The 23,953-nt window shown below is 51.7% G+C and carries 22 protein-coding genes; 19 read left to right on the top strand and 3 right to left on the bottom strand.

Annotated elements, in window-relative coordinates; all coding sequences use genetic code 11:
* Positions 1–42: 42 nt before the first annotated feature.
* The 16 genes from D4L85_RS05265 (at position 43) to D4L85_RS05195 (ending at position 18,674) form a co-directional block, all read left to right on the top strand.
* Positions 43–1,305 carry an Hsp70 family protein gene (locus D4L85_RS05265; RefSeq protein ID WP_119753329.1) on the top strand — a complete coding sequence of 421 codons (1,263 nt, stop codon included), beginning with the start codon at positions 43–45 and terminating at the stop codon, positions 1,303–1,305.
* Positions 1,306–1,370: 65 nt separating this feature from the next.
* Positions 1,371–1,703 carry a hypothetical protein gene (locus D4L85_RS34340; protein WP_160143556.1) on the top strand — a complete coding sequence of 111 codons (333 nt, stop codon included), beginning with the start codon at positions 1,371–1,373 and terminating at the stop codon, positions 1,701–1,703.
* Positions 1,696–2,028: a hypothetical protein gene (locus tag D4L85_RS05260; RefSeq protein ID WP_119753328.1), complete on the top strand. Its 333-nt coding sequence runs from the start codon at positions 1,696–1,698 to the stop codon at positions 2,026–2,028. The genes D4L85_RS34340 and D4L85_RS05260 overlap by 8 nt, the downstream gene beginning before the upstream one ends.
* Before the next feature lie 201 nt (positions 2,029–2,229).
* Positions 2,230–2,697, top strand: a complete 468-nt coding sequence (locus tag D4L85_RS05255) for a carboxymuconolactone decarboxylase family protein (RefSeq protein WP_119753327.1) — start codon at positions 2,230–2,232, stop codon at positions 2,695–2,697.
* Between the two features lie 54 nt (positions 2,698–2,751).
* Positions 2,752–3,090: a YciI family protein gene (locus tag D4L85_RS05250; RefSeq protein ID WP_119753326.1), complete on the top strand. Its 339-nt coding sequence runs from the start codon at positions 2,752–2,754 to the stop codon at positions 3,088–3,090.
* 83 nt (positions 3,091–3,173) lie between these two features.
* Positions 3,174–4,415: an RNA polymerase sigma factor gene (locus tag D4L85_RS05245; RefSeq protein ID WP_119753325.1), complete on the top strand. Its 1,242-nt coding sequence runs from the start codon at positions 3,174–3,176 to the stop codon at positions 4,413–4,415.
* A 211-nt stretch (positions 4,416–4,626) separates the two neighbouring features.
* A complete protein-coding gene (locus D4L85_RS05240) occupies positions 4,627–5,211 on the top strand; it encodes a porin family protein (RefSeq protein WP_119753324.1) in 585 nt (194 codons plus the stop codon).
* 51 nt (positions 5,212–5,262) lie between these two features.
* Positions 5,263–5,901, top strand: coding sequence for an autotransporter outer membrane beta-barrel domain-containing protein (locus D4L85_RS05235; protein ID WP_119753323.1), 639 nt, complete (start codon positions 5,263–5,265; stop codon positions 5,899–5,901).
* Between the two features lie 213 nt (positions 5,902–6,114).
* Positions 6,115–6,531, top strand: coding sequence for a GNAT family N-acetyltransferase (locus D4L85_RS05230; protein WP_119753322.1), 417 nt, complete (start codon positions 6,115–6,117; stop codon positions 6,529–6,531).
* Between the two features lie 121 nt (positions 6,532–6,652).
* Positions 6,653–7,099 (top strand): GNAT family N-acetyltransferase, encoded by a 447-nt coding sequence (locus tag D4L85_RS05225; protein ID WP_119753321.1) that lies wholly within the window; start codon positions 6,653–6,655, stop codon positions 7,097–7,099.
* Positions 7,100–7,221: 122 nt separating this feature from the next.
* Positions 7,222–9,141, top strand: a complete 1,920-nt coding sequence (locus D4L85_RS05220) for a 7TM diverse intracellular signaling domain-containing protein (RefSeq protein ID WP_228450781.1) — start codon at positions 7,222–7,224, stop codon at positions 9,139–9,141.
* Between the two features lie 339 nt (positions 9,142–9,480).
* On the top strand, positions 9,481–12,417 hold the full coding sequence (locus D4L85_RS05215) for a SusC/RagA family TonB-linked outer membrane protein (protein WP_119753320.1): 2,937 nt from the start codon (positions 9,481–9,483) through the stop codon (positions 12,415–12,417).
* Between the two features lie 13 nt (positions 12,418–12,430).
* Entirely contained in the window at positions 12,431–13,903 is a 1,473-nt protein-coding gene (locus D4L85_RS05210; protein WP_119753319.1) for a RagB/SusD family nutrient uptake outer membrane protein, read from the top strand.
* A 27-nt stretch (positions 13,904–13,930) separates the two neighbouring features.
* The gene (locus D4L85_RS05205) at positions 13,931–15,670 is read left to right on the top strand and encodes a hypothetical protein (RefSeq protein WP_119753318.1); all 1,740 of its coding nucleotides are present in this window, start codon (positions 13,931–13,933) and stop codon (positions 15,668–15,670) included.
* A gap of 57 nt (positions 15,671–15,727) precedes the next feature.
* Positions 15,728–17,158 carry a glycoside hydrolase family 30 protein gene (locus D4L85_RS05200; protein WP_119753317.1) on the top strand — a complete coding sequence of 477 codons (1,431 nt, stop codon included), beginning with the start codon at positions 15,728–15,730 and terminating at the stop codon, positions 17,156–17,158.
* Between the two features lie 43 nt (positions 17,159–17,201).
* Positions 17,202–18,674, top strand: a complete 1,473-nt coding sequence (locus D4L85_RS05195) for a glycoside hydrolase family 30 protein (protein WP_228450780.1) — start codon at positions 17,202–17,204, stop codon at positions 18,672–18,674.
* 20 nt (positions 18,675–18,694) lie between these two features.
* Here the strand turns inward: D4L85_RS05195 and D4L85_RS05190 are convergent, their stop codons facing one another.
* The gene (locus D4L85_RS05190) at positions 18,695–19,222 is read right to left on the bottom strand and encodes a DUF4142 domain-containing protein (RefSeq protein WP_160143555.1); all 528 of its coding nucleotides are present in this window, start codon (positions 19,220–19,222) and stop codon (positions 18,695–18,697) included.
* 267 nt (positions 19,223–19,489) lie between these two features.
* Between D4L85_RS05190 and D4L85_RS05185 the strand changes: the two genes are divergently transcribed.
* Entirely contained in the window at positions 19,490–19,822 is a 333-nt protein-coding gene (locus D4L85_RS05185; protein WP_119753315.1) for a hypothetical protein, read from the top strand.
* Positions 19,823–19,833: 11 nt separating this feature from the next.
* Here the strand turns inward: D4L85_RS05185 and D4L85_RS05180 are convergent, their stop codons facing one another.
* Positions 19,834–20,736 carry an alpha/beta fold hydrolase gene (locus D4L85_RS05180; RefSeq protein ID WP_119758665.1) on the bottom strand — a complete coding sequence of 301 codons (903 nt, stop codon included), beginning with the start codon at positions 20,734–20,736 and terminating at the stop codon, positions 19,834–19,836.
* Between the two features lie 205 nt (positions 20,737–20,941).
* On the opposite strand from D4L85_RS05180, the gene D4L85_RS05175 reads away from it, so the two are divergent.
* Positions 20,942–22,024: a hypothetical protein gene (locus tag D4L85_RS05175; RefSeq protein WP_119753314.1), complete on the top strand. Its 1,083-nt coding sequence runs from the start codon at positions 20,942–20,944 to the stop codon at positions 22,022–22,024.
* 9 nt (positions 22,025–22,033) lie between these two features.
* Here the strand turns inward: D4L85_RS05175 and D4L85_RS05170 are convergent, their stop codons facing one another.
* The gene (locus D4L85_RS05170) at positions 22,034–22,549 is read right to left on the bottom strand and encodes a DinB family protein (RefSeq protein ID WP_119753313.1); all 516 of its coding nucleotides are present in this window, start codon (positions 22,547–22,549) and stop codon (positions 22,034–22,036) included.
* 325 nt (positions 22,550–22,874) lie between these two features.
* On the opposite strand from D4L85_RS05170, the gene D4L85_RS05165 reads away from it, so the two are divergent.
* Positions 22,875–23,906, top strand: a complete 1,032-nt coding sequence (locus D4L85_RS05165) for a Gfo/Idh/MocA family protein (protein WP_418219875.1) — start codon at positions 22,875–22,877, stop codon at positions 23,904–23,906.
* Positions 23,907–23,953 lie beyond the last annotated feature (47 nt).

Raw genomic sequence — 23,953 nt, 5'->3', positions numbered from 1 at the left:
CAACCAAACCCGAAATTGCATGCCCATTTTCCAAAAACAACTATGACCTCCATCTCCTGTGGCATCGACTTCGGAACGTCCAATTCGAGCGTGGCCATTGGAACGGGCACGACCGTGAGCCTGGTCCCGGTGGAAGGCGAGCAGGTGACCATTCCCAGCGCGCTCTTTTTTCTGCGACCCAACAACGACGCCTACTTCGGCCGCGAGGCCGTGAACCTGTTCTTCGAGCGCAAAGAGGGCCGCTTCATGCGAAGTCTGAAACGCGTGCTCGGCACTTCGCTCATGACACAGGGCACCGCCGTGAACAACCGCCACATGCAGTTTAGCCGCATCATCGGTTTGTTTTTGAAGAACCTGAAAGAAAAAACCGACACCTTCGCGGGAACCGACGTTGAAAATGTGGTGATGGGCCGCCCCGTCCATTTTGTGGACCACAACCCCGCCGCCGACGATCGCGCGCAGGAAGAGTTGAAAGCCATTGCACAGCAAGTGGGCTTTCGCCATGTGGAGTTTCAGTTCGAACCCATCGCCGCCGCGTTTGCACACGAGGTGAACATTCAAGGCGAGCAACTGGCCATTGTGGTTGACCTGGGAGGGGGCACTTCCGATTTCACGGTGATCAAATTATCGAACCGGTATATTCGAAAAGCCGACCGCACGGCCGACATATTGGCCAGCACGGGTGTGCGCATTGGTGGGAATGATTTTGACAAGGAGCTGAGTTTGGCGCGCATCATGCCCGAGATCGGCTATCGCACTACGTATGGCGAAAAAAATATAGAAGTTCCGTTACATCCGTTTCACCAGTTGGCCGAATGGAGCAAGGTCAATTTCATCTATACACCAAAAGCGCTGATGCAAACCCGCCAGATCCTGCATCAATCGCACGACCCAAGCCGGTACGCGAGGCTGCTCCGCGTGCTGGAAAAAGAAACGGGTCATGCCTTGTTGGCGGCCGCCGAACGGGCGAAGATCGTGTTGACGGCGCAAGAAGAGCACCAGGCCCTCTTTGATTTTATTGAAGATGATTTTGTGGTGAACATTGGCCGATCTCAATTTGAAATCTCCATCCAGGAAGAGGTGCGCAAAATTTCGGCTGCGGCCACGAAGTGCCTGCACGACGCACAAGTGAAACCGGAAGCGATCGACCTGGTGATCCTGACGGGTGGGTCAACCGAAGTTCCGCTGGTGCAGACGGAGTTCAAAAGGCTTTTTCCCCAAGCTGCCATCGCCGACGAAAACAAGTTGAGCAGTGTAGGGCTGGGGTTGGCGTATGACAGCCAAAATAAATTTAGCGGCGTGTGAGCGAGTTGTAAGGTCGCAACGTATGGAGGGTTTATTATTAGTGGAAAAAACGTTATCTTAACTTTATGACAGATCAAACAGCGTCAACAAATGCCAACTCCCGGGTAAGTACGCTGGGCAAGAAAGTAATACGCGTTTCACTGTTATTGTCTGGCGTTGAAGTGATTCGTACACTCATACCGTACTTGGTGTTTATCACCGATAGTGACTTCGGATGGGCAATGGTGAACTATGGCTATAGTCCCTATATGGGCAATGTGATTGCCGGCGGTGTAGTGTATGCCATGATGAGGCGAAATCCAGTGGCCATTCCAGTAAGCATTCTGGCCTGCGTGTACCCGGCTTATGGTGGCGTTATGTACCTCCTTTCCACCAGCCTTTTGCAAGACGATGAATGAGAAATTAATAAAGCTTTTTGGTAAATACGCGGTGTTGCTTAGCGTAAGCTACGTAATAGAAATTGCCATCAGGCGATTTGGGTTTGATATTGACCTGAACTTAGCCCTCGTCGAACTCTCCATCTATGGGCTGATTACATTGATGAATGTGATTATCGCCTTGGTGATAAAAAAAGACAAAGACACATTTCAGATACCCACCCGGTATGTCTACTTCTCCACGATCCTGTACCGGCCCGTGGGGGTTTGTTCTTTTTTGCTATACGCCTTCTACAACGAGCGACGCGCAAAACAAAATGCCGACGAAGTAAGCGAGTCTTTGTAACCGTTTCGAACAGCCGGGGAGAGCAAGTCGCCGATTTTGATCTGACAGGCGATTGCCCTTTGTTTTAAGCCATCCGCCCTGATTTCCCCTGCCCAAAAAAAACTAAAAAAAAATTTATCAAGCCTGTCCAATTCCTGTCCGTCCGGTCATTGCTAGGGTGTAATTAAACTTTAACAAAGATCACTTAAACAAAAAAACAACATGGAACAGAGAATCAATGCATTAGAAAAAGGACAAAGTGCTTTCAAAGCGATGTATGGTTTGGGAGTCTACCTGGCAAAATCGTCCATCGAGAAAAACCTCTTGGATTTAATGTATTTCAGAGTGTCGCAGATCAACGGTTGTGCTTTTTGCCTGGACATGCACAGCAAGGACTTGCGGGCAGCCGGCGAAACGGAGCAACGCCTTCACATGATCGCGGCCTGGCGCGAAACCCCTTTCTACACCGACCGCGAACGCGCCGCGCTGGCCTGGGCTGAGGCGTTGACCAGGGTCACCGAAGGCCACGTTTCCGACGCGGTATATGAGCATGTCCGCAGCGAATTTTCGGAAGACGAAATCATCGATTTAACGGTGGCAGTTAACACGATTAATGATTACAATCGCATTAATATTGCGTTCCGCACCACGGCGGGCGGCTATCAAGTTGGCGCCTTCGCGGTTCATTAACAGACCTGTAACAAAAAAGTATTTCAAAAGACAGCGACCTTTAGACAACTAACCATGAAAGATTTCATTTTCTTATTCCGACAACCCAGCTTCGACTACAGCAACTCGTCGCCCAAGGATATGCAGGCGATGACCGAAAAATGGCAGGCCTGGGTGGGTGGCATTGTGGCACAAGGAAAATTTGGGAGCCACGGATCGCGCCTGGCGGTGGAAGGCAAAGTGCTGAAGCCTGGTGGCGTCATCACCGACGGTCCCTTTGTCGAGCTCCGCGAACGGCTTGGCGGTTTCATCATCGTGAAGGCCGAAAGCCTCGACGATGCCGTCACCCTGGCTCACGGGTGCCCCGCGATCGACATGGGGGGTAGCGTGGAGGTCAGGCCACTCTCCGAATAAGTGAATCGATAAGAAATGGTAAACCCGCCTTTGCGCAAGGCGGGTTTACTTTTTTGTTTGGACGATATTTTATTTTTTTGGACATGGAGCAGGAATTCGAGTCGCTAAAGCATTTATTTCAGCAGGAGTTCTCCAAGATGGTGGCCGTGATCAGCAAGCTCTTTGGTTTGCAGCACATCGAAATGGCCGAGGACATCGTGAGTGAGACCTTCCTGCAGGCATCCGAAACCTGGGGTGTGAAAGGCGTTCCCGCCAATCCAACGGCCTGGCTCTATACCGTGGCCAAGAATAAAACGCTCTACCATTTCCGAAGGAACAAGATCTTCGACAAGAAAGTGGCCCCGGAGTGGGTGGCACAGGAAAAGGACCAGGAATATACCGAGCCTGACTTTTCAAAAGAAAACATCAAAGACAGCCAGCTGCAAATGCTCTTCGCTGTTTGTAACCCTGCCATCGCCAGCGAGGCGCAGATAGGGTTGGCGTTGCGCATCCTTTGCGGGTTTGGGATCGACGAAATCGCCGATGCGTTTTTGTCCAACAAGGAAACGATCAACAAGCGACTGTTCCGCGCCAAAGAAAAGCTGCGCATGGAAAACGTGACGATGGAGCTGCCCGGTGTCACCGAGATCGCCAGCCGCCTCGACAACGTGCTGCACATTATTTACCTGTTGTTTGCCGAAGGCTATTACTCAAAAACGCAAGACCAGATCCTGCGCAAAGACCTGTGCGTGGAGGCCATGCGCCTCGGGCTGATGCTCACCGAATACGCACCCACCAATCAACCCCATACCAACGCGCTGATGGCCCTCATGTGTTTTCATGCGTCGCGCTTCACGGCCCGGCAAACCGGTGAGGCCTCCTATGTATTGTATGAGCAACAGGACGAACAGCTTTGGGACCAGGCCCTGATCCACCAGGGAAATTACTTCCTCGCGCTTTCGGCCCAGGGCCATGAGGTGAGCTCCTATCACCTGGAGGCCCGGATTGCCTACTGGCATTGTGTGAAAGCAGACACGCCCGAAAAATGGGAGGAGATCCTGACCTTATATGACCATTTATTGCAGGTTAACTATTCCCCCAGCGTGGCGCTGAATCGCGCCTTCGCGTTATTCAAAGTGAAAGGACCACTGGCCGCCCTGGCGGAAGCCGAAACCTTGAAACTGGACGACAACCATTTCTATTTTGTATTGCTGGGCGAACTCTATAAGAACATCGATAGCCAAAAAGCCAAAACCCATCTTCAAAAAGCCTACGCCTTGGCCAAAACACAAACGGAAAAACAATTGATCCAGGAGAAAATGGATGACCTGGAGAAGATCCGCTGAGACCCTTGCCATCGCTCCTCATAACGGTTGGCTTAGTGTGCGCACTACACTTTATTTTTTTGTGAAGCTATTGCTCATCGGAATAATTCTGTTTCTAACGGTTCGTTGCTCCGGAGATTTGGATCGAAAATTGTTTATTGTTTCATGGCTTGACTAAAATTCACGCCGCCGTTTTAAAATGAATTCTTTCTAATTCCTAAAACCAATCCTTATGAAAAAATTACTCTGGATCATGTGTGTGATCCCCCTGGTGTCCCACGGACAATTTAAGAAAGGTGACACCTACGTTGGAGGTTCCTTTTCAAGAATCGACAATGGAAACGGTCTCTACATCACGCCGTTTGTAGGTTATTTTATCAATCCACGTCTTGCCTTGGGAGCCGATTTGCAAGTGGGTTATTCGAGAAGCGAGGACATCAGTCAGTTTGGTGATGGCCCGCATCGTGTTATCAATACCACCAATGGATTTGTTACATCGCTTACGGCCAGAAGGTTGTACTCCATATCCGAGAAGTTCTTTTTTGCTTTGCAGGGTGCAGCATCCTATCAACGTTCGCTTACAAAGCGGGAAGTTCCCGACCTCACGACTACGTCTCGTTCAAATTCGTATGGTCTTGGGCTTTCGGTGGCGCCGCTTTTTATGTATTTCCCTTCTTCCCGCTGGAGTGTTGAAGGAGGTTTGGGGAGCCTCTACTATTCTTTTTCGAGGGGTCTTTCGGACAACACAAAATATCAGTCTGTCGGACTTAACCTGGGCAGGGTGACATTGGGTTTTGCTTACTATTTCAGAAAGTAAACAGTTGCCTTCTTTATACGACACTTCATCAACCACAATACTTCACGCACTATGAAAAAAATATTTTTTCTTCTTTTGTTCGCGCCTATCCTTGTAAAGGCCCAATTCAACAAGGGCGATGTTTTTCTGGGTGGCAATATTTCCGGTGCTTACAGCCATAGCGCCCCTACTGGAAATGACAATGGATCAAACGGTCAACGCTATACGGGCACTAGTTATACACTTTCTCCTACCATTGGTTTTTTCACCAGCCAACGATTTGCCCTGGGTGGGAATATTCAATACGGCCGGTCGAGCTCGGATTCCAAGAATGATACAAATCGCCAAGAAAATCACACAGCCACAGGTTCAGTCTCGGTGTTGGGCAGATATTTTTTTCCTTTTAATGAAAAATTTTCGTTTGCCTTGACCGGAAATATTTTCTACGCCCGCTCGAAGAGTGATTCGGAATACAGTGGTCCAAACTTCTACCAGCAGAACACCAATAAATCCTACAGCATGGGGGTTGTCATTAAACCCACCTTCCTCTACTTTCCTTCAACGCGTTGGGGATTTGAAGCGAGCATAGGAAGTTTGCAATTTGTTCATGACCAAAGCTTCACCACACATTCGAAGAGCGACGAATTTTCGACTACCCTTGGAACGCTCTCGCTCGGTCTTGCTTATTATTTCCGGAAGTCGCAACCGTAAAACTGTATTCACCATTCCATCACGTTAACCTTGCCGAATGCCAGTGATCAAGAAAATGCAGAGAAAACGACCGGGAGAAGTTGGCTGTTGATCACTGCCTTTGGCAACGGTTGGCGTGGTGAGTACGATACTTTATTTGTCGTTAATCAAATTTTGGTTTGCCTACTATTCCCGAAGTCGTAACATTTATTTCCGGGCGTCGTAAGATTACCCATGTCCTTCATCATCCATCACCGTAATCCTACCCTTGCCGAATACCAGGAACTCCGGCAGCGCGTTTCCTGGCCGGCCTTCGACGAGGCATTGGCCCAAGCGGGTCTTTCCAAATCGCTTTTTAGCGTGGTCATTCAAGATGAAGGGGGCCACACCGTTGGCATGGGTAGGATTGTGGGGGACGATGCGCTCTATTTTAATATTCACGATGTGATCGTCGTGCCCGAATGTCAACGCCAAGGGGTGGGCAAGATGATTGTGAAAGCGCTGTTGGCCTACACCGAAAAAAAAGGCGGAAAGAATTCTCAAATAGGATTGAGCAGCAGCAAAGGACGGGAAGCCTTTTATCGTTCTTTCGGATTTACGGAAAGACCCACCGATCGCCTGGGCGCCGGTATGGTGCTAGTGAAATCGTGAGACCGTTTCTTACGGGCGCAACGGTTATCGGTACTTTATTCAAGAAGATTTCGCAATTCAAGTTTCCATCGTGAAACGAAAATTGGTATTTTCGAAAACATCAACCCCAGGCACCCTCACGATGAATTTCATCCGAACAACATCGGCCAACACGGACTTCCAAAAACTAGTGACGGAGTTGGATGCTGACCTTCGCATCCGCGACGGTGAAGATCATTCCTTTTACGCCCAGTTCAACACCATCGTCCAGATCAAGCACGTGGTGGTGGCGTATGAAGATAAGTTGCCCGTGGGCTGTGGCGCCATCAAAGAATATTTACCCGACGCGATGGAGGTGAAGCGCATGTATGTGCCTCCAAGTCATCGTGGGACCGGCGTGGCATCGGGTGTTTTGGCGGAACTGGAAAAGTGGGCGCGCGAGATGCAATACAAGCGCTGTGTGCTGGAAACGGGAAAGAAACAACCCGAAGCGATCGGACTGTATAAGAAGAACGGCTACGCCATCATTCCCAACTATGGACAGTATGAAAATGTGGAGAACAGCGTATGCTTCGAAAAGAAATTGTGAAACAGCCGTCTCCTGGCGCTGAAAAATGTGCACTGGCGAGTCGTCTGCCGCTCACCCACCCGGCGTGAGGGCTAGCGTAAAATTTATCGTGCATTTACAAACGGGCTTTATACCTTTGCATCGTGAACCGTGGGAAGGATCGGAGAAAATTAGTGCGGATCGGCCTGGGCCTTGTGCTTTGGCTTGGGATGGGCGCGGCCTTTGCGCAAAACGCCGTCCAGATCCGCGACGAGGTGGATCAGTACATTTTTTCGTTTGGCGAGATCGAATACCTCGAAGATCCTGCCGGCAAGCTCTCGGTGGAGGAAGCGGCCTCCGCACAATGGTCAACCCAGTTTAAGCCGAGCAAGACCTTCAGTCCCCAGAACTACAACCGCGCGTCGTACTACTGGTACCGGATCAAGATCGACCACAACCTCAAAAGCGCACGTCACTGGCAGATCGAATTTTTTGATCAAACCATTGACGAATTGAGTTTCTACATGCCCGAACCTGCGGGCGGCTATCACCTCGAGTCCTTCGGCGACAACTTTCCATTTGGCAACCGCTTCCTGAAGCACAAGAATTTCATCGTCCATCTTCCGGATCAATACGACGGCGCCTACACCTACTATTTCAGGGTGAAGTCGCGACAACGCGCCGACATCCTGGTGGTGCTGCGGCCCCTGGAATATTTCTTTAACTATGCCCTGGACGAATATTTTTTCTTTGGCATTTTCTACGGCATGATCCTCGTGTTCTGCTTCTACAACCTGCTCATGTTTGTAGCGGTGCACGAGCGTCACTATCTCTATTATATATTATACCTGCTGGGCGTTGGTCTGTATGAAATGAGTTCCGACGGTATTGCGTTTCAATACTTGTGGCCCAACGCTACAGAATGGAATCAATATGCGCCCGGGTTTGCCCTGTATTTTGCCTCGACGTTTGCTTTATTTTTTGCCGCTTCGCTGCTCAACCTGCGAAAGCAATATCCACGGCTGCTCTGGGTGCTTGGCGGCGTGCTGGCCTTGCGCACCGCGTACCTCGTGGTTAGTTTTTATGTGTCCGACCGCTGGTTCAACCTGCGCTTTGTAGAAGTGATTCCCTTCCTGGCGGCGTTCTATGCCGGCATCTATGCTTTGCGAAAAGGATATCGCCCCGCGCGGTTTATGGTGGTAGGCTACTCGTTTTTGTTTCTCGGCATCGCCATCAAGTTCATTCAATACCTCGACATCAACTGGCTGCCCTTGGGTGAGCTGACGCACTACAGCCTGGGTTTTAGTTTTATCATGGAGATGATGTTCTTGTCGTTTGCCATCAGCGATAAGATCAAGCTGCTGCGACTGGAAAAGGAGAAGGCACAAGAGAGCATCATCGAGCAATTGCAGGAAAATCAGAAGCTAAAAGATTCCTTGAATGAAGAACTGGAGCTGCAGGTAAAGATCAAGACCGGGGAGTTGGTGCAGAAATCGGATTTCATCGCAGCGCAGAACCGGCAGTTGGCCGAAGCCAATCAGAAGCTGGCGGTTCAGGCCGAGGAAATTGCCGCCATGAATGCGCTGCTCACGCAGGATAATAAAAAACTGAAACACGACGTGGAGGTGGTGACCGAAGCGCGCATCCTGTCGAAGGAAGTAGATTTTGAAGAGTTCAGCGCCATGTATCCCGACGACGCCAGTTGTTTGCGCTTCCTGGCCGAGATCAAATGGCCAAAGGATTTTGCCTGCACCAAATGTCATCACCATCATTTCAGCGAAGGCCGGAGTCCTTACAGCCGGCGGTGCTCCCGTTGCGGATACGACGAATCGGTGACAGCCTATACGTTGCTTCAGAACACGAGGCTGCCGATCAACAAGGCTTTCTACATGATCTTTTTGGTCTATTCAACAAACGGCAGCATCTCGTCGCACAAGCTTTCGGAGATCCTTCACATCCGTCAAAGTACGTGTTGGTCGTATAGCTCCAAGATCAAAAAAGCGATGAAAGAGAAGCGAAAACACGGTGAAATTCGCCACGAAGGGTGGCATTCTATATTATTAGTGGAAGAACCCACGGTTTGACATTCTGCAAAAAGGCGCTTTTTAGCCATTAGAAACCGTTTTCGATCCGGTCGAAAAAAAATTAAAATATTTCTTCCCCTGCCTCCAAAAAATTAAGTCACTCATTCTCTATCGATTACGGAACCCAATCCCGAAACCGATTGCGTCAATTTAGGCGTATCACATTTATTGTCCCTGTCCCCACAGAAACCCCGTCAGCGAGCCCCACGCGTCGAATTGAGGTTGTGCATGAACCGTATCAAAGCCTGTAACATACTATAGATCAATATGTTAGTTTGTGTTTTTTAGCGATCATGTCCAATTTTGAATTCAGACTAAACGCAACCTTTTTTTCACTCTATGAAGATCATTTTACGAATAATGGCCTTGCTCGTGCTGTGCAGCATACCGGCATGGGCGCAAAGTGTGGTGACCGGCAAAGTCACTTCGACAGGCGGGGAGCCACTCCCGGGAGTAAGTGTGCTACTAAAAGGTACGTCGACAGGATCCTTGACCGATGCCGACGGAAACTACACGATCAATGCTACTGAAGGCACGTTGGTGTTTTCTTTTATCGGTTATAAACCTGTTGAAGCCCTGATTGGTGGGCGGACAACCGTAGACGTATCGATGGAGGACGACGTGACCACCCTGGAACAGATCGTGGTGGTGGGTTATGGTACGCAGGAGAAAAAAGATATCACGGGTGCCGTAGGCGTTGTGGACCAGAAGGCGATGGCGTCGCGTCCCAACACGCAATTCGGAAACCTCATCCAAGGCAAGGCTGCCGGTGTGCAGGTGATCGTACCCAGCGGTAAGCCCTCAGCCGGATTCAGCATCCGCGTGCGCGGGGCGACTTCGATCTCCGGTAACAACGAGCCCCTCTATGTGGTGGATGGCGTTCCTTCTTCGGATACCCGGACCCTTAACCCGGCCGATATCGAAAGCATCTCCGTTTTGAAAGATGCATCGTCTGCCGCCATCTATGGTGCGCAGGGTGCAAACGGCGTGGTGCTCATCACCACCAAACGCGGCAAGACCGGCACACCGAAAGTAGACTTCAACGCCTACACCGGTTTTTCGAGTGCCTGGAGAAAATTGAAAGTGCTGAACAGCGAGCAATACCGCGACCTGATGACGGAGTTTGGTCAGACCACCGACTGGAGCCAATACACCGCCAACACCGATTGGCAAAACGAGATCTTCCAAAACGGACGCTCGCAAAACTACCAGTTGGGCATCTCCGGAAAAACAGACAAAACGAACTACTACATTTCCGGTGGCTGGATGCAGCAGATCGGATCGGTGCGCAGTTCTGAAATGGACCGCTACAACTTCAAGGTGAACCTCGAACAAAAAATGAACGACTGGCTCACCGTGGGCACCAACCTGAACTACATGCGCTACCACGACGTGGACGTGAGCGACAACCTCAACGTGAACAGCGGTGGTGTTATTCTCGGGATGCTTTCCACACCGCCGAACATCGGCATCTTCCGTCCCAACGGTACGTATAGTGCAAACCCCTTCCAGGACTGGGAGAACCCGGTGGCCGGCACCGACGGATCGGATCGCAACTACAAAAACCAACGCCTGCTGGGCAACGTGTATGCCGAGATCAATTTCCTGCCCGACCTGAAGTTCCGCAGCAACGTGGGTACCGACTACCAGATGGGCATGAACGATTACTTCCTCAACCCCTTCATGACCAGCTATGGCCGCGCGAAAAAAGGCATCGGCCGCAACGAGGTGAACTTGACCAACTACTACATCATCGACAACACCTTGAGTTACAAGAAGACCATCGATCAGCATAATTTTAGCGCGCTCGTCGGTTCGGTCATCCAGAAATACCGGTGGGAAAATAACAAGATCGAGAAGACCGGTTATTCCAGCGCCAGCGTGCCCACCACCAACGCGGGATCGACCATCACCGAGGCCACGAACGATAAGAGCGAGAAATCCAATGCATCGTTCATCGGTCGCGTGACCTATGACTACGCAGGCCGTTATTTGTTGACCGCAAACTTCCGCGCCGACGGTTCGTCATCGTTTGGTCCCAACAAGCGGTTTGGATACTTCCCTTCGGTTTCCGTGGGATGGAGAATTTCGGAAGAGAGTTTCTTCCAGGGCGTTCAGGCCGTGAGCGATTTGAAGTTGCGCGCGGGCTGGGGTGTTGTGGGTAACGACCAGGGAGGATACGCCTACATCGGTCGCGTGGCCAGCGGTGCAAACTATCCCATCGGTGGCGTGATCCAGCCGGGCACGTATCCCGAGTCGATCCAGAACAACGATTTGAAATGGGAGAGCACGGAGCAAACCAACCTCGGTTTGGATTTCTCCATACTGAATTCACGCGTTCAGTTTTCGGCGGATGCGTATTTGAAAAACACATCGGGCTTGTTGTTGAACGTGCCCCTGCCGAAATCTACCGGTTTTGATTCCGGATTGCAGAACGTTGGAAAGGTTCAGAACAAAGGCCTCGAGTTCCAGGTGTTATCGCACAACCTGGTGGGAGACCTCACCTGGGACACGGATTTCAACATTTCGTTTAACCGAAACAAAGTGATCTACACGCAAGGCCAGCAGATTGTCGGCGGCGGCGTGGCCGGACGCGGTGACGGTAGCTATACCGTGGAAGGCAAACCGATGGCGATGTTCTATGGTTATGTTGCTGGCGGTGTGGACCCTGCCACGGGTAACGCGTACTACATCGACAAGAACGGTGAAAGCACGTTCACACCTTCGGCCGATGACCGCACGTTCATTGGCAATCCGAATCCGAATTTCTACTACGGGATGACCAACACCCTGGGCTATAAAAACTTTGGACTGAGTATTTTTCTCCAAGGCACACAGGGCAACGACATTTTGAACGCCACCCGCATCGAGACGGAAGGCATGACCGACGCGAAGAATCAGTCGCAGGCTGTTGCCCACCGCTGGCGTGCACCTGGCGATGTGACCGACATTCCGAAGGCAAGCTGGGGCAGCACCGACAACTCGCGACTGTCGACACGTTTTGTGGAAGACGGTTCCTACATGCGCGTGAAGGCCGTGACGCTTAGCTATAACGTGCCGAGCACCGTGTTGTCGAGAGTCAAGATGAGCAACCTGAAGGTATATGTAACGGGCGAGAACCTGTTCACCTTCACGAACTACAAGGGCTATGATCCTGAAGTGAGCGCCTTTGGCAACGACAGCAATAACCAGACAAAGAACATCGCGCTGGGTATTGACTACGGAACATTCCCGCAAACGCGCAATCTCATCTTCGGTGTAAATGTTTCATTCTAATCCGAGACCTGTCATGAAAGCAAAATTTATAAATTTTATATTCATTCTTTCCGTGGTGGTCCTGTTGCCTTCGTGCGATGACTACCTGGCCCTGGATCCGATCTCCACCAACACGAGCGCAAACGCCTACCTCACGGCCTCCGATGCAGAAGCGGCATTGACGGGCGTGTACGATTCGTTTCAGCAAGAGTATTACATCTGGGACAACATTATTTTCAACGATGTGATGTCGGACAACTACTATGCCGGTGGCGACAACGCGGAGATATTTGCTGTGGAGGATCTTAACGTGGTGCCTACCAACAGCCGGTTGTGGAGTAACTGGGAACAGATCTATAACGGTATTCTCAAAGCCAATATCGTGCTGGATAAAATTCCGGGCATCAAGGACATCCAGCTGACGGAAACCCGTCGGTCGCAGATCTTGGGTGAAGCTTCTTTTCTTCGCGCCTATCACTATTACCAACTGGTGAAGATGTGGGGCGGCGTTCCGCTGATCACCAAGCCGGTGACATCTACTTCGCCTTCCGAGACTCAAATCGCGGAAAGTACCGAAGCCCAGGTGTATGCACAGATCATCACCGACCTGGAGTTTGCCGCAGCCAACCTTCCCGATAAATACAACGACGCCGCGGATGTGAACAAGGCCCGTGCCACCAAGGGTGCAGCCAACGCGATGCTCGCAAAAGTATATGCACAGAAATCGGATCGCGACTATGCGAAAGTGATCCAGTACGCCAACGCCGTGATCAGCAGCCCCGCAGGCTACACGTTGCTCACGAAGTACAGCGACCTTTGGGATGGTGCACACTACAACAACGCCGAGTCTATCATGGAGGTGCAGTTCGTGGGCGGCACGGAAGCCAACTGGGGCCCCGGTCTGTTGCTCCCGCCTTCCATTACCAACGACACGTGGAGAAAGTTTGTGACCCCGTCGCACGACCTCATCAACGCCTTCGATGCAGAAGGTGATACGCAACGCAAAGGGGCCAGCATCCTGTTTGAGAAAGCGCCCTGGGCCGACGAGTTTTGGTCGGTGACGGTGAATGGCCAGGTGCCCTTTGCCTACAAATGGAAGACCTCCGTGTCGAGCACCAACCGCCAGTACATTGTGCGCTTGGCCGATATCATCCTGTTGAAAGCCGAAGCGATGGCCGCCACTGGCGACATCAGCGGTGCGAAAGCAGCGTTGAACCTGGTGCGTCATCGTGCGGGTCTGGGCGATACGCCGGCCGCAGATGCAGCCCAATTGAAGACGGCGGTCCTCAACGAACGCCGGCTTGAACTAACGCAGGAAGCACAGCGCTGGGACGACCTTCGTCGTAACAATGTGGCCGTTGATGTGATGAACAATCTCGCGGAGATGAATCTCATCACCGGACAACAGAAGGTCTACAACATGACCAAGGAAAAACAGTTGTTGCCCATCCCGCAATCGGAGCGCAACCGGAACGTGAACTTGGGTCAAAATCCCGGCTATAACTAAACTCACCGCTTTAAATCGCTAGCAAAGATGAAAAAGATATATGCATACCTGCTGCTCATGCTTCCGATCGCATGGGCCTGTAGTGAAAAAGACAACATGGACCCCGTGGGCAACTGGGAAATTTCCAACCCCGCGCTGACGGCGCCCGCGGCGAACACAACGGTGACGCTGGACGAAAATGCACCCGATGCGCTCACGCGCTTCGAGTGGCAGCCGGCCATCACCAGCAATCAATTCATTGTGCAATACAGCCTGGTGTTGGTTCCTGCGGGAAGCACAGACTATGACCATCCCATCCTGGCGGTCACCCCGGCCAACGCCGGCAAGGACACCTGGGTGGCCCCCACGGCAGCACAAATCGACTATGCCCTCTGGGCAGCTTGCTACCCTGCAGGTGCCGAAGTGAAACTACAATCGGTGGTGATCGCCAAGGCGATCGAGAAGAAGACCGTCGACACGCGCGACATCACGTTCAAGCGATTCGCAACCGAATACGTGCCGACAACACTTTTCCTGACCGGCGACGCTTCTGAAGCAGGCTCGGATGTGACGAAGGCCATTCCGTTCCGCGCGTTGGAAGATGCCGACGGCAACCCGACCGGTGTATTTGAATTGTACACGCACCTCAACAAAGGCGCAACCTTTTTCTTCCGCGACCAGGCCGATGCACATTCCCGCAAAATGGGCGGTGCCGATGGCAAGCTCACGTGCGGTACGGAAATTACAGCAACGGATACCGCCGAATACCAAATCACTGTCGACGTGAAGAACAATACCTATGCGCTGATGAAGATCGATCGTTGGAGCCTCGTGGGCGATGCAGTCGAAGGTGGCTGGGGTGGCGATGTGCCGCTGGCCTATGTGGGCAATAGCGTTTGGGAAAAAGAAGTGACGTTCTATCAACCGTATGACGGCGCCGGATTTATCTTGCGCGCCAACGGCGACTGGGGCTATTTGCTGAAGCGAATAAAAGGCACGGCCACGGCAAACAACAAGGGCGGTAAGCTCATCATGGAATCGGAAGGCAACGCAACCGGTGTGGAGTTCGAAGACATCCCGGGAACGACGGGCTTGCACAAAGTTACCGTGAGCCTCACGGCCGCGGGCTATACCTACACGCTCACCAAAATCGAAGTGATCGTGGAGACCATCATCGGCAAGACCACCAACATGACGGCCGATGCCGTGTCGGGCAACTTCCCGATCATTAGTACGGCCGTACCGACGGAGCTTTATCTCCTGGAAGATGGACAGAGCATTCTCACGTTCACCAAAAACGGAAACATCTTCGAAAGCAAAACGTTCGTAGCCCTGCAAGCCTCGAAAACCTATACACTGAATTCGAAGGCCGACGGTTCGGGAACCGTATACGACGGCGACGATGACGGCATCATCACCGTGGACCACGACCAAGCCTACCAGATCGCCGTGGACTTCGACGAAAAACAGTTGAACTGGAAACACTACAACATGAAGCTTTTCCATTGGGATGAAAACGGAGGCGGATGGGATCAACGCCAGGAATTGGTGATGACCTACACGCACCCTTACATATACGATGTGACCGGTGATCTTACCGCCGGCTACGCCTCCAAGTTCAACTCGCCCTGGGATGTTCAGTTTGGTACCGCCAGCATGGCACTGTCCGGCACGATGGACAACGGTGGTCCGAATTATTTCGGCATCGCCTCCACCGGCACCTACAAGGCCCACATTGTTGTCTCCGACGACTACACCACGGCCGACTACAGTTTCGTTAAACAATAAGTGAGAATAGGCGGGGGATGACGCAATGCGTTGTCCCCTTGCTTTTTAAAAACAGGTATGAATCAATCTAACAACAGGAACTCATCACTTTGGGCGTATGGTATAACCGTTGTGCTGATCGCATGCATGAGTGCATGTTCGCGCAAAGCCAACGAATCTCCCGCGGCTGCCAACGGCGGCAACGTGGCATTTTGGCTCACCACCGGCGACCGCTCGTCGCAACTGGCAAAATCTACACTGTCGTTTTCGGATGGCGAAGGCGCCGACGAGGTCATCTCGGTCGACACTGCCCAGCGGTTTCAGAGCATCGACGGTTTTGGGTTCTCGCTGACCGGCGGTAGTGCCTACTTGCTCCACACCAAGCTGGATTCGGCCAAGCGGGCAGCCTTGCTCAGAGAATTGTTTCTCACCGACGGTGATGGCATCGGCATCAGTTACCTGCGCATCAGCATTGGCGCGTCCGATCTGGATGACCACGTTTTTTCCTATGCCAGCTTCGCGCCCGGCAAGGGAAAGGAATTTAGCCTCGACGAAGATCGCAAGCATCTCATTCCCGTATTGAAAGAGATCGTGGCGCTTCAGCCCGGCATCAAGATCATGGGCAGCCCCTGGTCGGCACCGGCGTGGATGAAAACCAATGCGCATGCCAAAGCCGGGAGCCTGAAGCCCGAGTATTATGAAGCCTATGCAAAATATTTTGTGGACTATGTCCAGGAGATGAAAAAAGAAGGCATCACCATCGACGCCGTGACGTTGCAGAACGAACCCGAGAATCCGAAGAACACCCCGAGCATGATCATGACGGCAGCCGACCAGGCAGCGTTTGTGAAAAATAATCTTGGACCGGCGTTCAAGGCTGCAGGGATCCAAACGAAGATCGTGGTGTTTGATCACAACTGCGATCATCCCGAATATCCGATCACCGTACTGGACGATCCGGGAGCGAAACCGTTCATCGACGGATCGGCCTTCCATCTTTACCTGGGTGAAATCGAAGCCTTATCGAAAGTGCATGAAGCGCACCCGGACAAGAACCTTTACTTCACCGAGCAGTGGACTTCCGGCGAAGGAAGTTTTGCTGATGATTTGCAATGGCACGTCAAACACCTCGTGATCGGCGCGACGCGCAACTGGAGCCGGAATGTGCTGGAGTGGAACCTGGCCGCCGACGCCAGCTATGGCCCCCACACCGACGACGGTGGATGCACGCTTTGCCAGGGAGCGCTCACCCTGGGCGACGATGTGAAACGCAATGTTTCTTACTACATCATCGGCCATGCATCCAAATTTGTTCCCGACGGCTCGGTACGCATTGCATCGAGCTCCCTTCAAGCCGTTCCCAATGTAGCCTTTGTTACACCGGATGGAAAAAAAGTATTGATCGCCGTGAATGATACCGGCGCAGAAAAAAGTTTTGCTGTAAAGGCAAATGGAAAGACCTTTAAAGCGACCTTGTCCAAAGGCGCAGTGGGAACATTTGTGTGGTGAGACGAAGCCGATAGAACGAAATTTGAACGATAACCTTGTAGACGTGAGAGAGACATCGCCCATCAGAACCTTTGGAAAAAAAATAGGATACGCGTTGGTGGTCATGGCCATCACGACCGTGAGTTGCCAAAAAGACAGCGACCCGAAGCCCGGCCCGCCCGTGCAGCCGGCGGCCCTTGGCAAAGCCCAGGTGTGGCTCACGCGGGGCGATCAGTCGAGTCTGCTCGCGCAGCAAAGCGATATTTCGATAAGCGCCTTGAAAGACACACCCACCATCACGCTCGACACCACCGTGCAACTCCAGGAGATGGAAGGATTTGGTGCTGCCCTCACAGGATCGTCGGCCTACCTGATCAACAAGAAGATGTCTGCTTCGCAGCGGAGCTCACTCCTGAAAACGCTTTTTAGCGAAACGGATGGCATCGGCGTCAGCTACCTGCGCATGACCATTGGAGCGTCTGATTTTTCATTGTCCGATTATACTTATGATGACATGCCCGTGGGTCAGACCGACTATCCGTTGGATAACTTTTCGATCGACAAAGACAAGGAAGATGTGGTGCCCGTGTTGAAGCAGATCCTCGGTGTTCAATCGGCGGTGAGCATCATGGGTTCGCCCTGGAGCCCGCCCGCATGGATGAAGACCAACGGCAGTTTGAAGGGGGGCAAGCTGAAAACAGACGCTTACGACAGCTATGCGCAATACTTTGTGAAATATATCCAAGCCTTCAAAAACGAAGGCATCACCATCGATGCGGTTACACCGCAGAATGAGCCGTTATACTCCACAGCAAGCTACCCCTGCATGGACATGCCGGCGAGCGACCAATTGAATTTCATCAAGAACAGCCTGGGACCTGCCTTTCAATCGGCGGGAGTGGATACGAAGATCATTGCGTATGATCACAACTGGGACGTGACCGACTATGCGATTTCCATTGTCAACGACGCTGGTGCCGCGCAGTTTGTAGCTGGCTCTGCGTTTCATGCCTATGCCGGTAACGTTTCGGCTATGAGCCTCGTGCACAACGCTAATCCCAACAAAGGACTTTACTTCACCGAGATCTCCGGCGGCGGATGGGCCACCGACTTCAGCGACAACCTGCAATGGCAGATGGCCAACATTTTTATTGGCACAACAAAGAACTGGTCCAAGAACGCATTGCTCTGGAACCTGGCACTCGACGAAAATTCCGGGCCCACCAACAACGGCTGCGCTAACTGCCGTGGCGTGGTGACCATCAATTCAACCAGTGGCACAGTGACCAAGAATGTGGAGTACTATGCCATCGGTCACTTCTCAAAATTTGTACGACCCGGCGCGCACCGCGTTTCTTCCACTGCGTTTGATAGCGGCACGCAACTCGACAACGTTGCCTTTCTGAATACGAATGGCAGCAAGGTGCTGGTCGTTTCCAATAGTGGCAGCAGTCAACAGACGTTTATCGTTAAACTCGGTGAACGCCAATTCTCCTATACGATTCCCGGCAAGGCGGTGGTCAGCATTGTCTGGTAGATCTCGTTCCGTAGTACAACTTAGTCATTCGAGCGTGCCGTTAGGGCCAGCGTGAGATTTTCGGCGTTGGTCTTTTGCGACTGCATGAACATCAGATAGGATGACGCATGCGCCCGCAGTGCATCCACTTTGCCACTGTCCAGTTCGGATTGGTAAAGCGCAATGGCTTCCTGGTGATTTTTTAGCTGTGCGCTGACATAGGCCGTATCGAACGGTGCACCAACCAAGGTCAGCAAAATGGACAACCTTTTTTCATGGATCTTGTCCATGCCGGTAGTCAGTTGGATGTTGTCCGAGAGCGCGATGTTGCGCAAGTCTTCAATCGCGCGTTGATGAGCGTTGGCCATCTGCAACCCAAAAGCCCGTACTTGTGGATTGTCGCCTTTCACGGCGGCCAACTGTCCATAGATCAAATCGGCCTGGCTGGCCGCGCCTGCTTTAAACAGAAAGTCTTTGTCTTTTCCTACGATGACATGAGATTCTTTATCTTCACACGCAAATGCCAACACCACACAGGTGAAGGCAATTGCCCAATATCGCGTTTTCATACATAAGGGGTTTTTCTTGAGCATGACAATTTGGATGCCAGCAACAAAGACATCCGGTTTCTCTGCAAAAGGACTGTTGAGAATGCGTTCTGTAGTCTTTCCAGGCGGTGGCGCCTCAAACTGTGGATTTTTCTCGTCTCATCATCGCGCGGATGGGTAGCGATTTCACCATTCGTATTGTGTAAATTTATCAACACGTTCGCCCGTATTGTTGCAACGGTTCACGCGCCGCGTAGCTTTTGTGATTACTTATCCCGAAATGCAGTGATGGAAACCGTCCTTCTTTATGCTTTCTCCAGCGCCGATATTAAAGTAACGATAGAAGCCTATTTCAACGAAGCAGGAGGCCTCGTGGTGGACGGATATGATATTGGCAAGTCTGTGGAGGACTATTTTGGTGACAGCGACTATGAATATACGCTTACGGTTCCGCAGCTGGAAGTGGCAAAGCTTTATACATTGTTTGCGTTGCGTCCGAACGACCCTTCCGCGTTGCTTCGCCACCTCCAGTCGCAGTTCAACACCAATCACTGTTACTCAGACATCAAGAATTTTCTAGAACAGCACCAGGTGCATTATGAGTCCTTCTCCTGGAATTGAATGCCAATCGCTCAATGATGGGGTTGTTCTTTCTTTGGTGTTCTGTCAAGGTAAGGGTCGATGATGGAAACGAGCTTTTGAGTTTGCATCATTAGCGTGACATGCGTCATGCCGGGAAGTATGGCGAGTTGAGATGGAGGCACTCCCGCGATGTCGCCAAAGACGCCACCGTCGAACAGGGTGTACATTTCCGCCGTGTGTTCGAGGCTCACGCCGTCGTTGTCGCCTTTGATGAGGAGCATGGGCGATTTGATCGCTTTGATGTTGCTGGCCCCCAGGTCGAACGGTGTGTTGTCGGCTTTAAGCAACTTGGTGACAAATTCCCTCCAGTGACTTTTGTCGGGCGAGAGCCTGTCGTATTCTGCTTTAAGCGGTGTGTTGTCAAAGAACTCCGGTTTCAATGTCGGGAAAAGGTCGCGAGCCGATTTTATCCATCCGTCCATTTTGAAGACCGAAGAAATGATCACCAACCGGTTCACCATATTCGGGTGACGAATCGCCAACGCGAAAGCGACGGTGCCGCCTAAACTATAGCCGATAATGTCGGCGCTATCGATCTTGATATATTTCATGAGTCCCGCCACATCATCGGCCAGTTGAGGGTAGGCGAAGTCGCGGTTGGCATCGTTCGTGCGACCATGGCCCTGCATCTCTACGGCGATCACCTGGTGCGTTTTGGCCAGCTCCGGTATCACCTCACCCCAATTCATGGGGATGTTCATGAAGGCCCCGTGCAGCAACACCACGGGCTTGCCTTCGCCGTGAATTTCGTAATACATTTTCAACCCGTTCACGGGAGCATAGCCGCTGGATTTCAAGGTCTTTGGTGCCGGTGTTTGGGCGAGGCTGAGGAAGGGGAAAATAAAAAGACAGCAAGCAACAAACAGGAACAGGCGTGTTTTGAAGGGTTTCATTTTTTTTAAGGTTTTCATGGAACAAGTACACGACAAAGATGTAGGCTTTGTATTCAACCGGAGCAGTGTAAAAGCGACGATCTACAGGGTTGATTGCGGCGAAATGAAAGGGCATTCGATGCCTTGTATGAATATAAACAAGAGAACCGACATATGCTCCGTAATCGGGTAATGCTTATATTCGAGATCGTTAAAACGTTATTTTATGAGATACAAAGTTTGCTTGTTTGTGCTGGCCTGCGCGCTGGCACAGGTTGTCAACGGAAAACCGATTTTGTCATTCTTCAACGAACTGAAGGGCCCTGAGCTGAAAGCCCTGTTTGCCGACACCGCGCTCATCCCAACCCTGCAGCAGTTGCACGCCGAGATCCGGATGGGTATGCTCGATCTTTCGCCGGAGCGCGCCGAAATATTGAAAAGGCTCAACGACGCCAACATTCCCGTGGTGGCCTGGCTGTTGTTGCCGGAGGAAAAGGGCTACTGGTTTCACAGCGGCAACGGCCGGGAAGCGATCGCCCGCTACAAAGAGATTAAGCAATGGGCCGACCAGCAGGGCATCCGCTTCAAAGGCATCGGCCTCGACCTGGAGCTCGACATGAACGACCTCAAACTTTTTCAAGCCAGTCCCTGGGCCCTGATCCGGAAGCTGCCCGCAAGGTTATACGACGCCGAGAGTATCGAGAACGGTCGCGCCGTCTATGACCAACTGCTGCAGTTGATCCGGAACGATGGCTACCCGGTAGAGAGCTACTACGCCAGCTTTGTAAGAGACGAAACCGAAAACGGCACCACGTCCCTCCAACGTCTGACGAAATTTCTTGACGTACCCACCGAGAAGGAAATTCCCATGCTCTACACCTCTTTTATGGGCAATGCCGACGGCTTTCTCAAAGTGTATGCACTAGAACCTCAATTGAAATACGTGGCCCTGGGCAGCACGGGTGGCGGCGTAGACACGACGATGCACACGTTGAGTTGGGATGATCTCGCTCACGACCTGCGCATGGTAGGGCCCGTGGCCGAAGAGATCCACATCTTTAGCCTGGAAGGAACCGTGAAGAAAGGATTTATGCCGCGGCTAGTAAATTTTGACTACACACCGGCGCCGGAGATTCACGAAGATCAGGTAAAAACCGTCCAGAACATCCGAAGCAACATCCTGACGATCTCCAAAATCCTGAGCTACCCAACATTGTTGTTCCTGGGGATCACATTGGTGCTGGTCTTGATCGTGTGGGGGCTTTGTAAACTGGGTGTGATGCTCTACCGGTTGGGGAGTCGTCTCTAATCAACTTTGTTAAAGACCGGAATGCTCAATCTCCGTGATCTTCACCAAATGGTGATCATCATGCTCGGCAACAAAAGTGAAAAGATCCATCGTGCGCATCGGTGTCTTTAACCTTGGATGGAGTGCCGATTTGAAAACGTCCTCGTCTTTCAGAAGACGCAAACTGGCCAGCGTCTTTTGTCTTAGTTGTTCGAAAGTATTCAACAACGCCGCCAGCGATTTGTCGTTGTGATGGGCCTCGGTTGTTTTTGTGTTGGACAGATCGGTGGGACGCAGTTCTTTTTCTCCTTTCAAAATGTCGTCCAGGCGTCCCTGCCACAAGGGCTCGAGGTCGGCCAAGTGGCCAATGTGTTCCAGCATCGACCATTTTCCGCCGGGCTGGATCACATAATGCAACGGATCGATCCGGCGCATCTTTTCCCGCAGCCGTACCGGTGTTCCCTCCAACCTTTCGATGAGGGCAGGCATGATGTTTTGCGTGGTGGAGAAATCAAATTTTCGATCGAACCAGTTTACTTGTTCCATACGTTCCTTTTTGGGTAAAATAAATTTCCTCAGGGATCACCGCCTTCTGCAACCTGGAAATCTATCCGGGTGACTGGGCAAGTGTTTTAGGATCTTCGTCACACCCCTTCAACGGAAAACCCGGAAGGTAAGATAGCTTAAGATTCTAAAAAGATCTTGAAAGACGAGCCAAGGAATTTGAATCCATAAAAATAAAAAATCAACCCCCGCAATAGATCTATTTTAATATCACGGCATTTTCCCTTAAGATTGTCGTTGGTTAAATACATTCCTTATGGCTGATCAAACAAAATTGTTACGGGTTCTCGTTGTCGGCTGCGGCAATATGGGTGCCTCACATGCGGAGGCTTATCATACGCTGAAGGGCGTTGAGATCTGTGGCCTGGTTTCAACTGGAAAAAGTAAGGAGGTGCTGAACGCGAAACTGGGCGGCGGCTACGCTTTGTATGACGACTATAAGGAGGCCCTGCAGGCGACCAAACCCGACGCGGTGTGCATCTCAACCTATCCCGACACACACGAAAGCTTTGCCATCCAGGCGCTGGAGAGTGGATGTCATGTATTCATTGAAAAACCCCTGGCCGATACCGTGGCCGGTGCGGAGCGCGTGGCCGAAGCGGCGAAGAAGGCAAAGAAAAAACTGGTGGTGGGCTATATTCTGCGTCACCATCCCTCCTGGGAACGTTTTGTTCAGCTGGCGCATGGACTGGGCAAGCCCCTCGTCATGCGGATGAACCTCAACCAGCAGAGCCATGGCAACATGTGGACGGTCCACAGAAACCTGATGGAAAGTCTGAGTCCCATTGTGGATTGCGGCGTGCACTACATCGATGTGATGTGCCAGATGACACGCTCCAAGCCAGTGCAGGTAAGCGCTATTGGCGCCCGGCTCACGGAAGAGATCCCCGCCGGTAACTATAATTATGGACAGTTGCAGATCCGTTTCGAAGACGGGTCGGTGGGCTGGTATGAGGCAGGCTGGGGTCCCATGATGAGTGAAACGGCCTTCTTTGTAAAAGACGTGATCGGCCCCAAGGGTTGTGTGTCGATCGTGGCCAAGGAAGCAGGCGGTACCGGAAAATCCGATTCCGTGGAGTCGCACACCAAAACCGAATCACTGCGCTACCACCATGCGGCCCTGGACAAGAACGATCAGTTTGTAAAGCCCGACGAATGGATCAACTTGAAAGATGAACCAGACCACCAGGAGCTTTGCAACCGCGAGCAACGCTATTTTCTAAAAGCGATCCACGAAAACGTCGACCTCACCGACCACGTGCAGGACGCGGTGAACAGCCTTCGCATTGCCTTCGCCTGTGATGAATCCGTGCGGACCGGAAAGGTTGTGACACTTTAACACGCTTTCAGCCGCTCACATCCTTCGGCGCAATATCCATCCACGAT

It is taken from the genome of Chryseolinea soli (assembly GCF_003589925.1).
GTDB classification, from domain to species: Bacteria; Bacteroidota; Bacteroidia; order Cytophagales; family Cyclobacteriaceae; genus Chryseolinea; species Chryseolinea soli.
This window is presented reverse-complemented; position numbering and strand designations above follow the sequence as displayed.

What these genes read in the sequence shown, in the direction of transcription:
- D4L85_RS05185 (WP_119753315.1), top strand. Translation starts at nt 19,490, where the DNA reads ATGGAAACCGTCCTTCTTTATGCTTTCTCCAGCGCCGATATTAAAGTA.
- D4L85_RS05170 (WP_119753313.1), bottom strand. Translation starts at nt 22,549, where the DNA reads ATGGAACAAGTAAACTGGTTCGATCGAAAATTTGATTTCTCCACCACG.
- D4L85_RS05255 (WP_119753327.1), top strand. Translation starts at nt 2,230, where the DNA reads ATGGAACAGAGAATCAATGCATTAGAAAAAGGACAAAGTGCTTTCAAA.
- D4L85_RS05175 (WP_119753314.1), top strand. Translation starts at nt 20,942, where the DNA reads ATGAGATACAAAGTTTGCTTGTTTGTGCTGGCCTGCGCGCTGGCACAG.
- D4L85_RS05180 (WP_119758665.1), bottom strand. Translation starts at nt 20,736, where the DNA reads ATGAAACCCTTCAAAACACGCCTGTTCCTGTTTGTTGCTTGCTGTCTT.
- D4L85_RS05210 (WP_119753319.1), top strand. Translation starts at nt 12,431, where the DNA reads ATGAAAGCAAAATTTATAAATTTTATATTCATTCTTTCCGTGGTGGTC.
- D4L85_RS05235 (WP_119753323.1), top strand. Translation starts at nt 5,263, where the DNA reads ATGAAAAAAATATTTTTTCTTCTTTTGTTCGCGCCTATCCTTGTAAAG.
- D4L85_RS05205 (WP_119753318.1), top strand. Translation starts at nt 13,931, where the DNA reads ATGAAAAAGATATATGCATACCTGCTGCTCATGCTTCCGATCGCATGG.
- D4L85_RS05215 (WP_119753320.1), top strand. Translation starts at nt 9,481, where the DNA reads ATGAAGATCATTTTACGAATAATGGCCTTGCTCGTGCTGTGCAGCATA.
- D4L85_RS05165 (WP_418219875.1), top strand. Translation starts at nt 22,875, where the DNA reads ATGGGTGCCTCACATGCGGAGGCTTATCATACGCTGAAGGGCGTTGAG.
- D4L85_RS34340 (WP_160143556.1), top strand. Translation starts at nt 1,371, where the DNA reads ATGACAGATCAAACAGCGTCAACAAATGCCAACTCCCGGGTAAGTACG.
- D4L85_RS05240 (WP_119753324.1), top strand. Translation starts at nt 4,627, where the DNA reads ATGAAAAAATTACTCTGGATCATGTGTGTGATCCCCCTGGTGTCCCAC.
- D4L85_RS05200 (WP_119753317.1), top strand. Translation starts at nt 15,728, where the DNA reads ATGAATCAATCTAACAACAGGAACTCATCACTTTGGGCGTATGGTATA.
- D4L85_RS05230 (WP_119753322.1), top strand. Translation starts at nt 6,115, where the DNA reads ATGTCCTTCATCATCCATCACCGTAATCCTACCCTTGCCGAATACCAG.
- D4L85_RS05250 (WP_119753326.1), top strand. Translation starts at nt 2,752, where the DNA reads ATGAAAGATTTCATTTTCTTATTCCGACAACCCAGCTTCGACTACAGC.
- D4L85_RS05225 (WP_119753321.1), top strand. Translation starts at nt 6,653, where the DNA reads ATGAATTTCATCCGAACAACATCGGCCAACACGGACTTCCAAAAACTA.
- D4L85_RS05260 (WP_119753328.1), top strand. Translation starts at nt 1,696, where the DNA reads ATGAATGAGAAATTAATAAAGCTTTTTGGTAAATACGCGGTGTTGCTT.
- D4L85_RS05245 (WP_119753325.1), top strand. Translation starts at nt 3,174, where the DNA reads ATGGAGCAGGAATTCGAGTCGCTAAAGCATTTATTTCAGCAGGAGTTC.
- D4L85_RS05190 (WP_160143555.1), bottom strand. Translation starts at nt 19,222, where the DNA reads ATGAAAACGCGATATTGGGCAATTGCCTTCACCTGTGTGGTGTTGGCA.
- D4L85_RS05265 (WP_119753329.1), top strand. Translation starts at nt 43, where the DNA reads ATGACCTCCATCTCCTGTGGCATCGACTTCGGAACGTCCAATTCGAGC.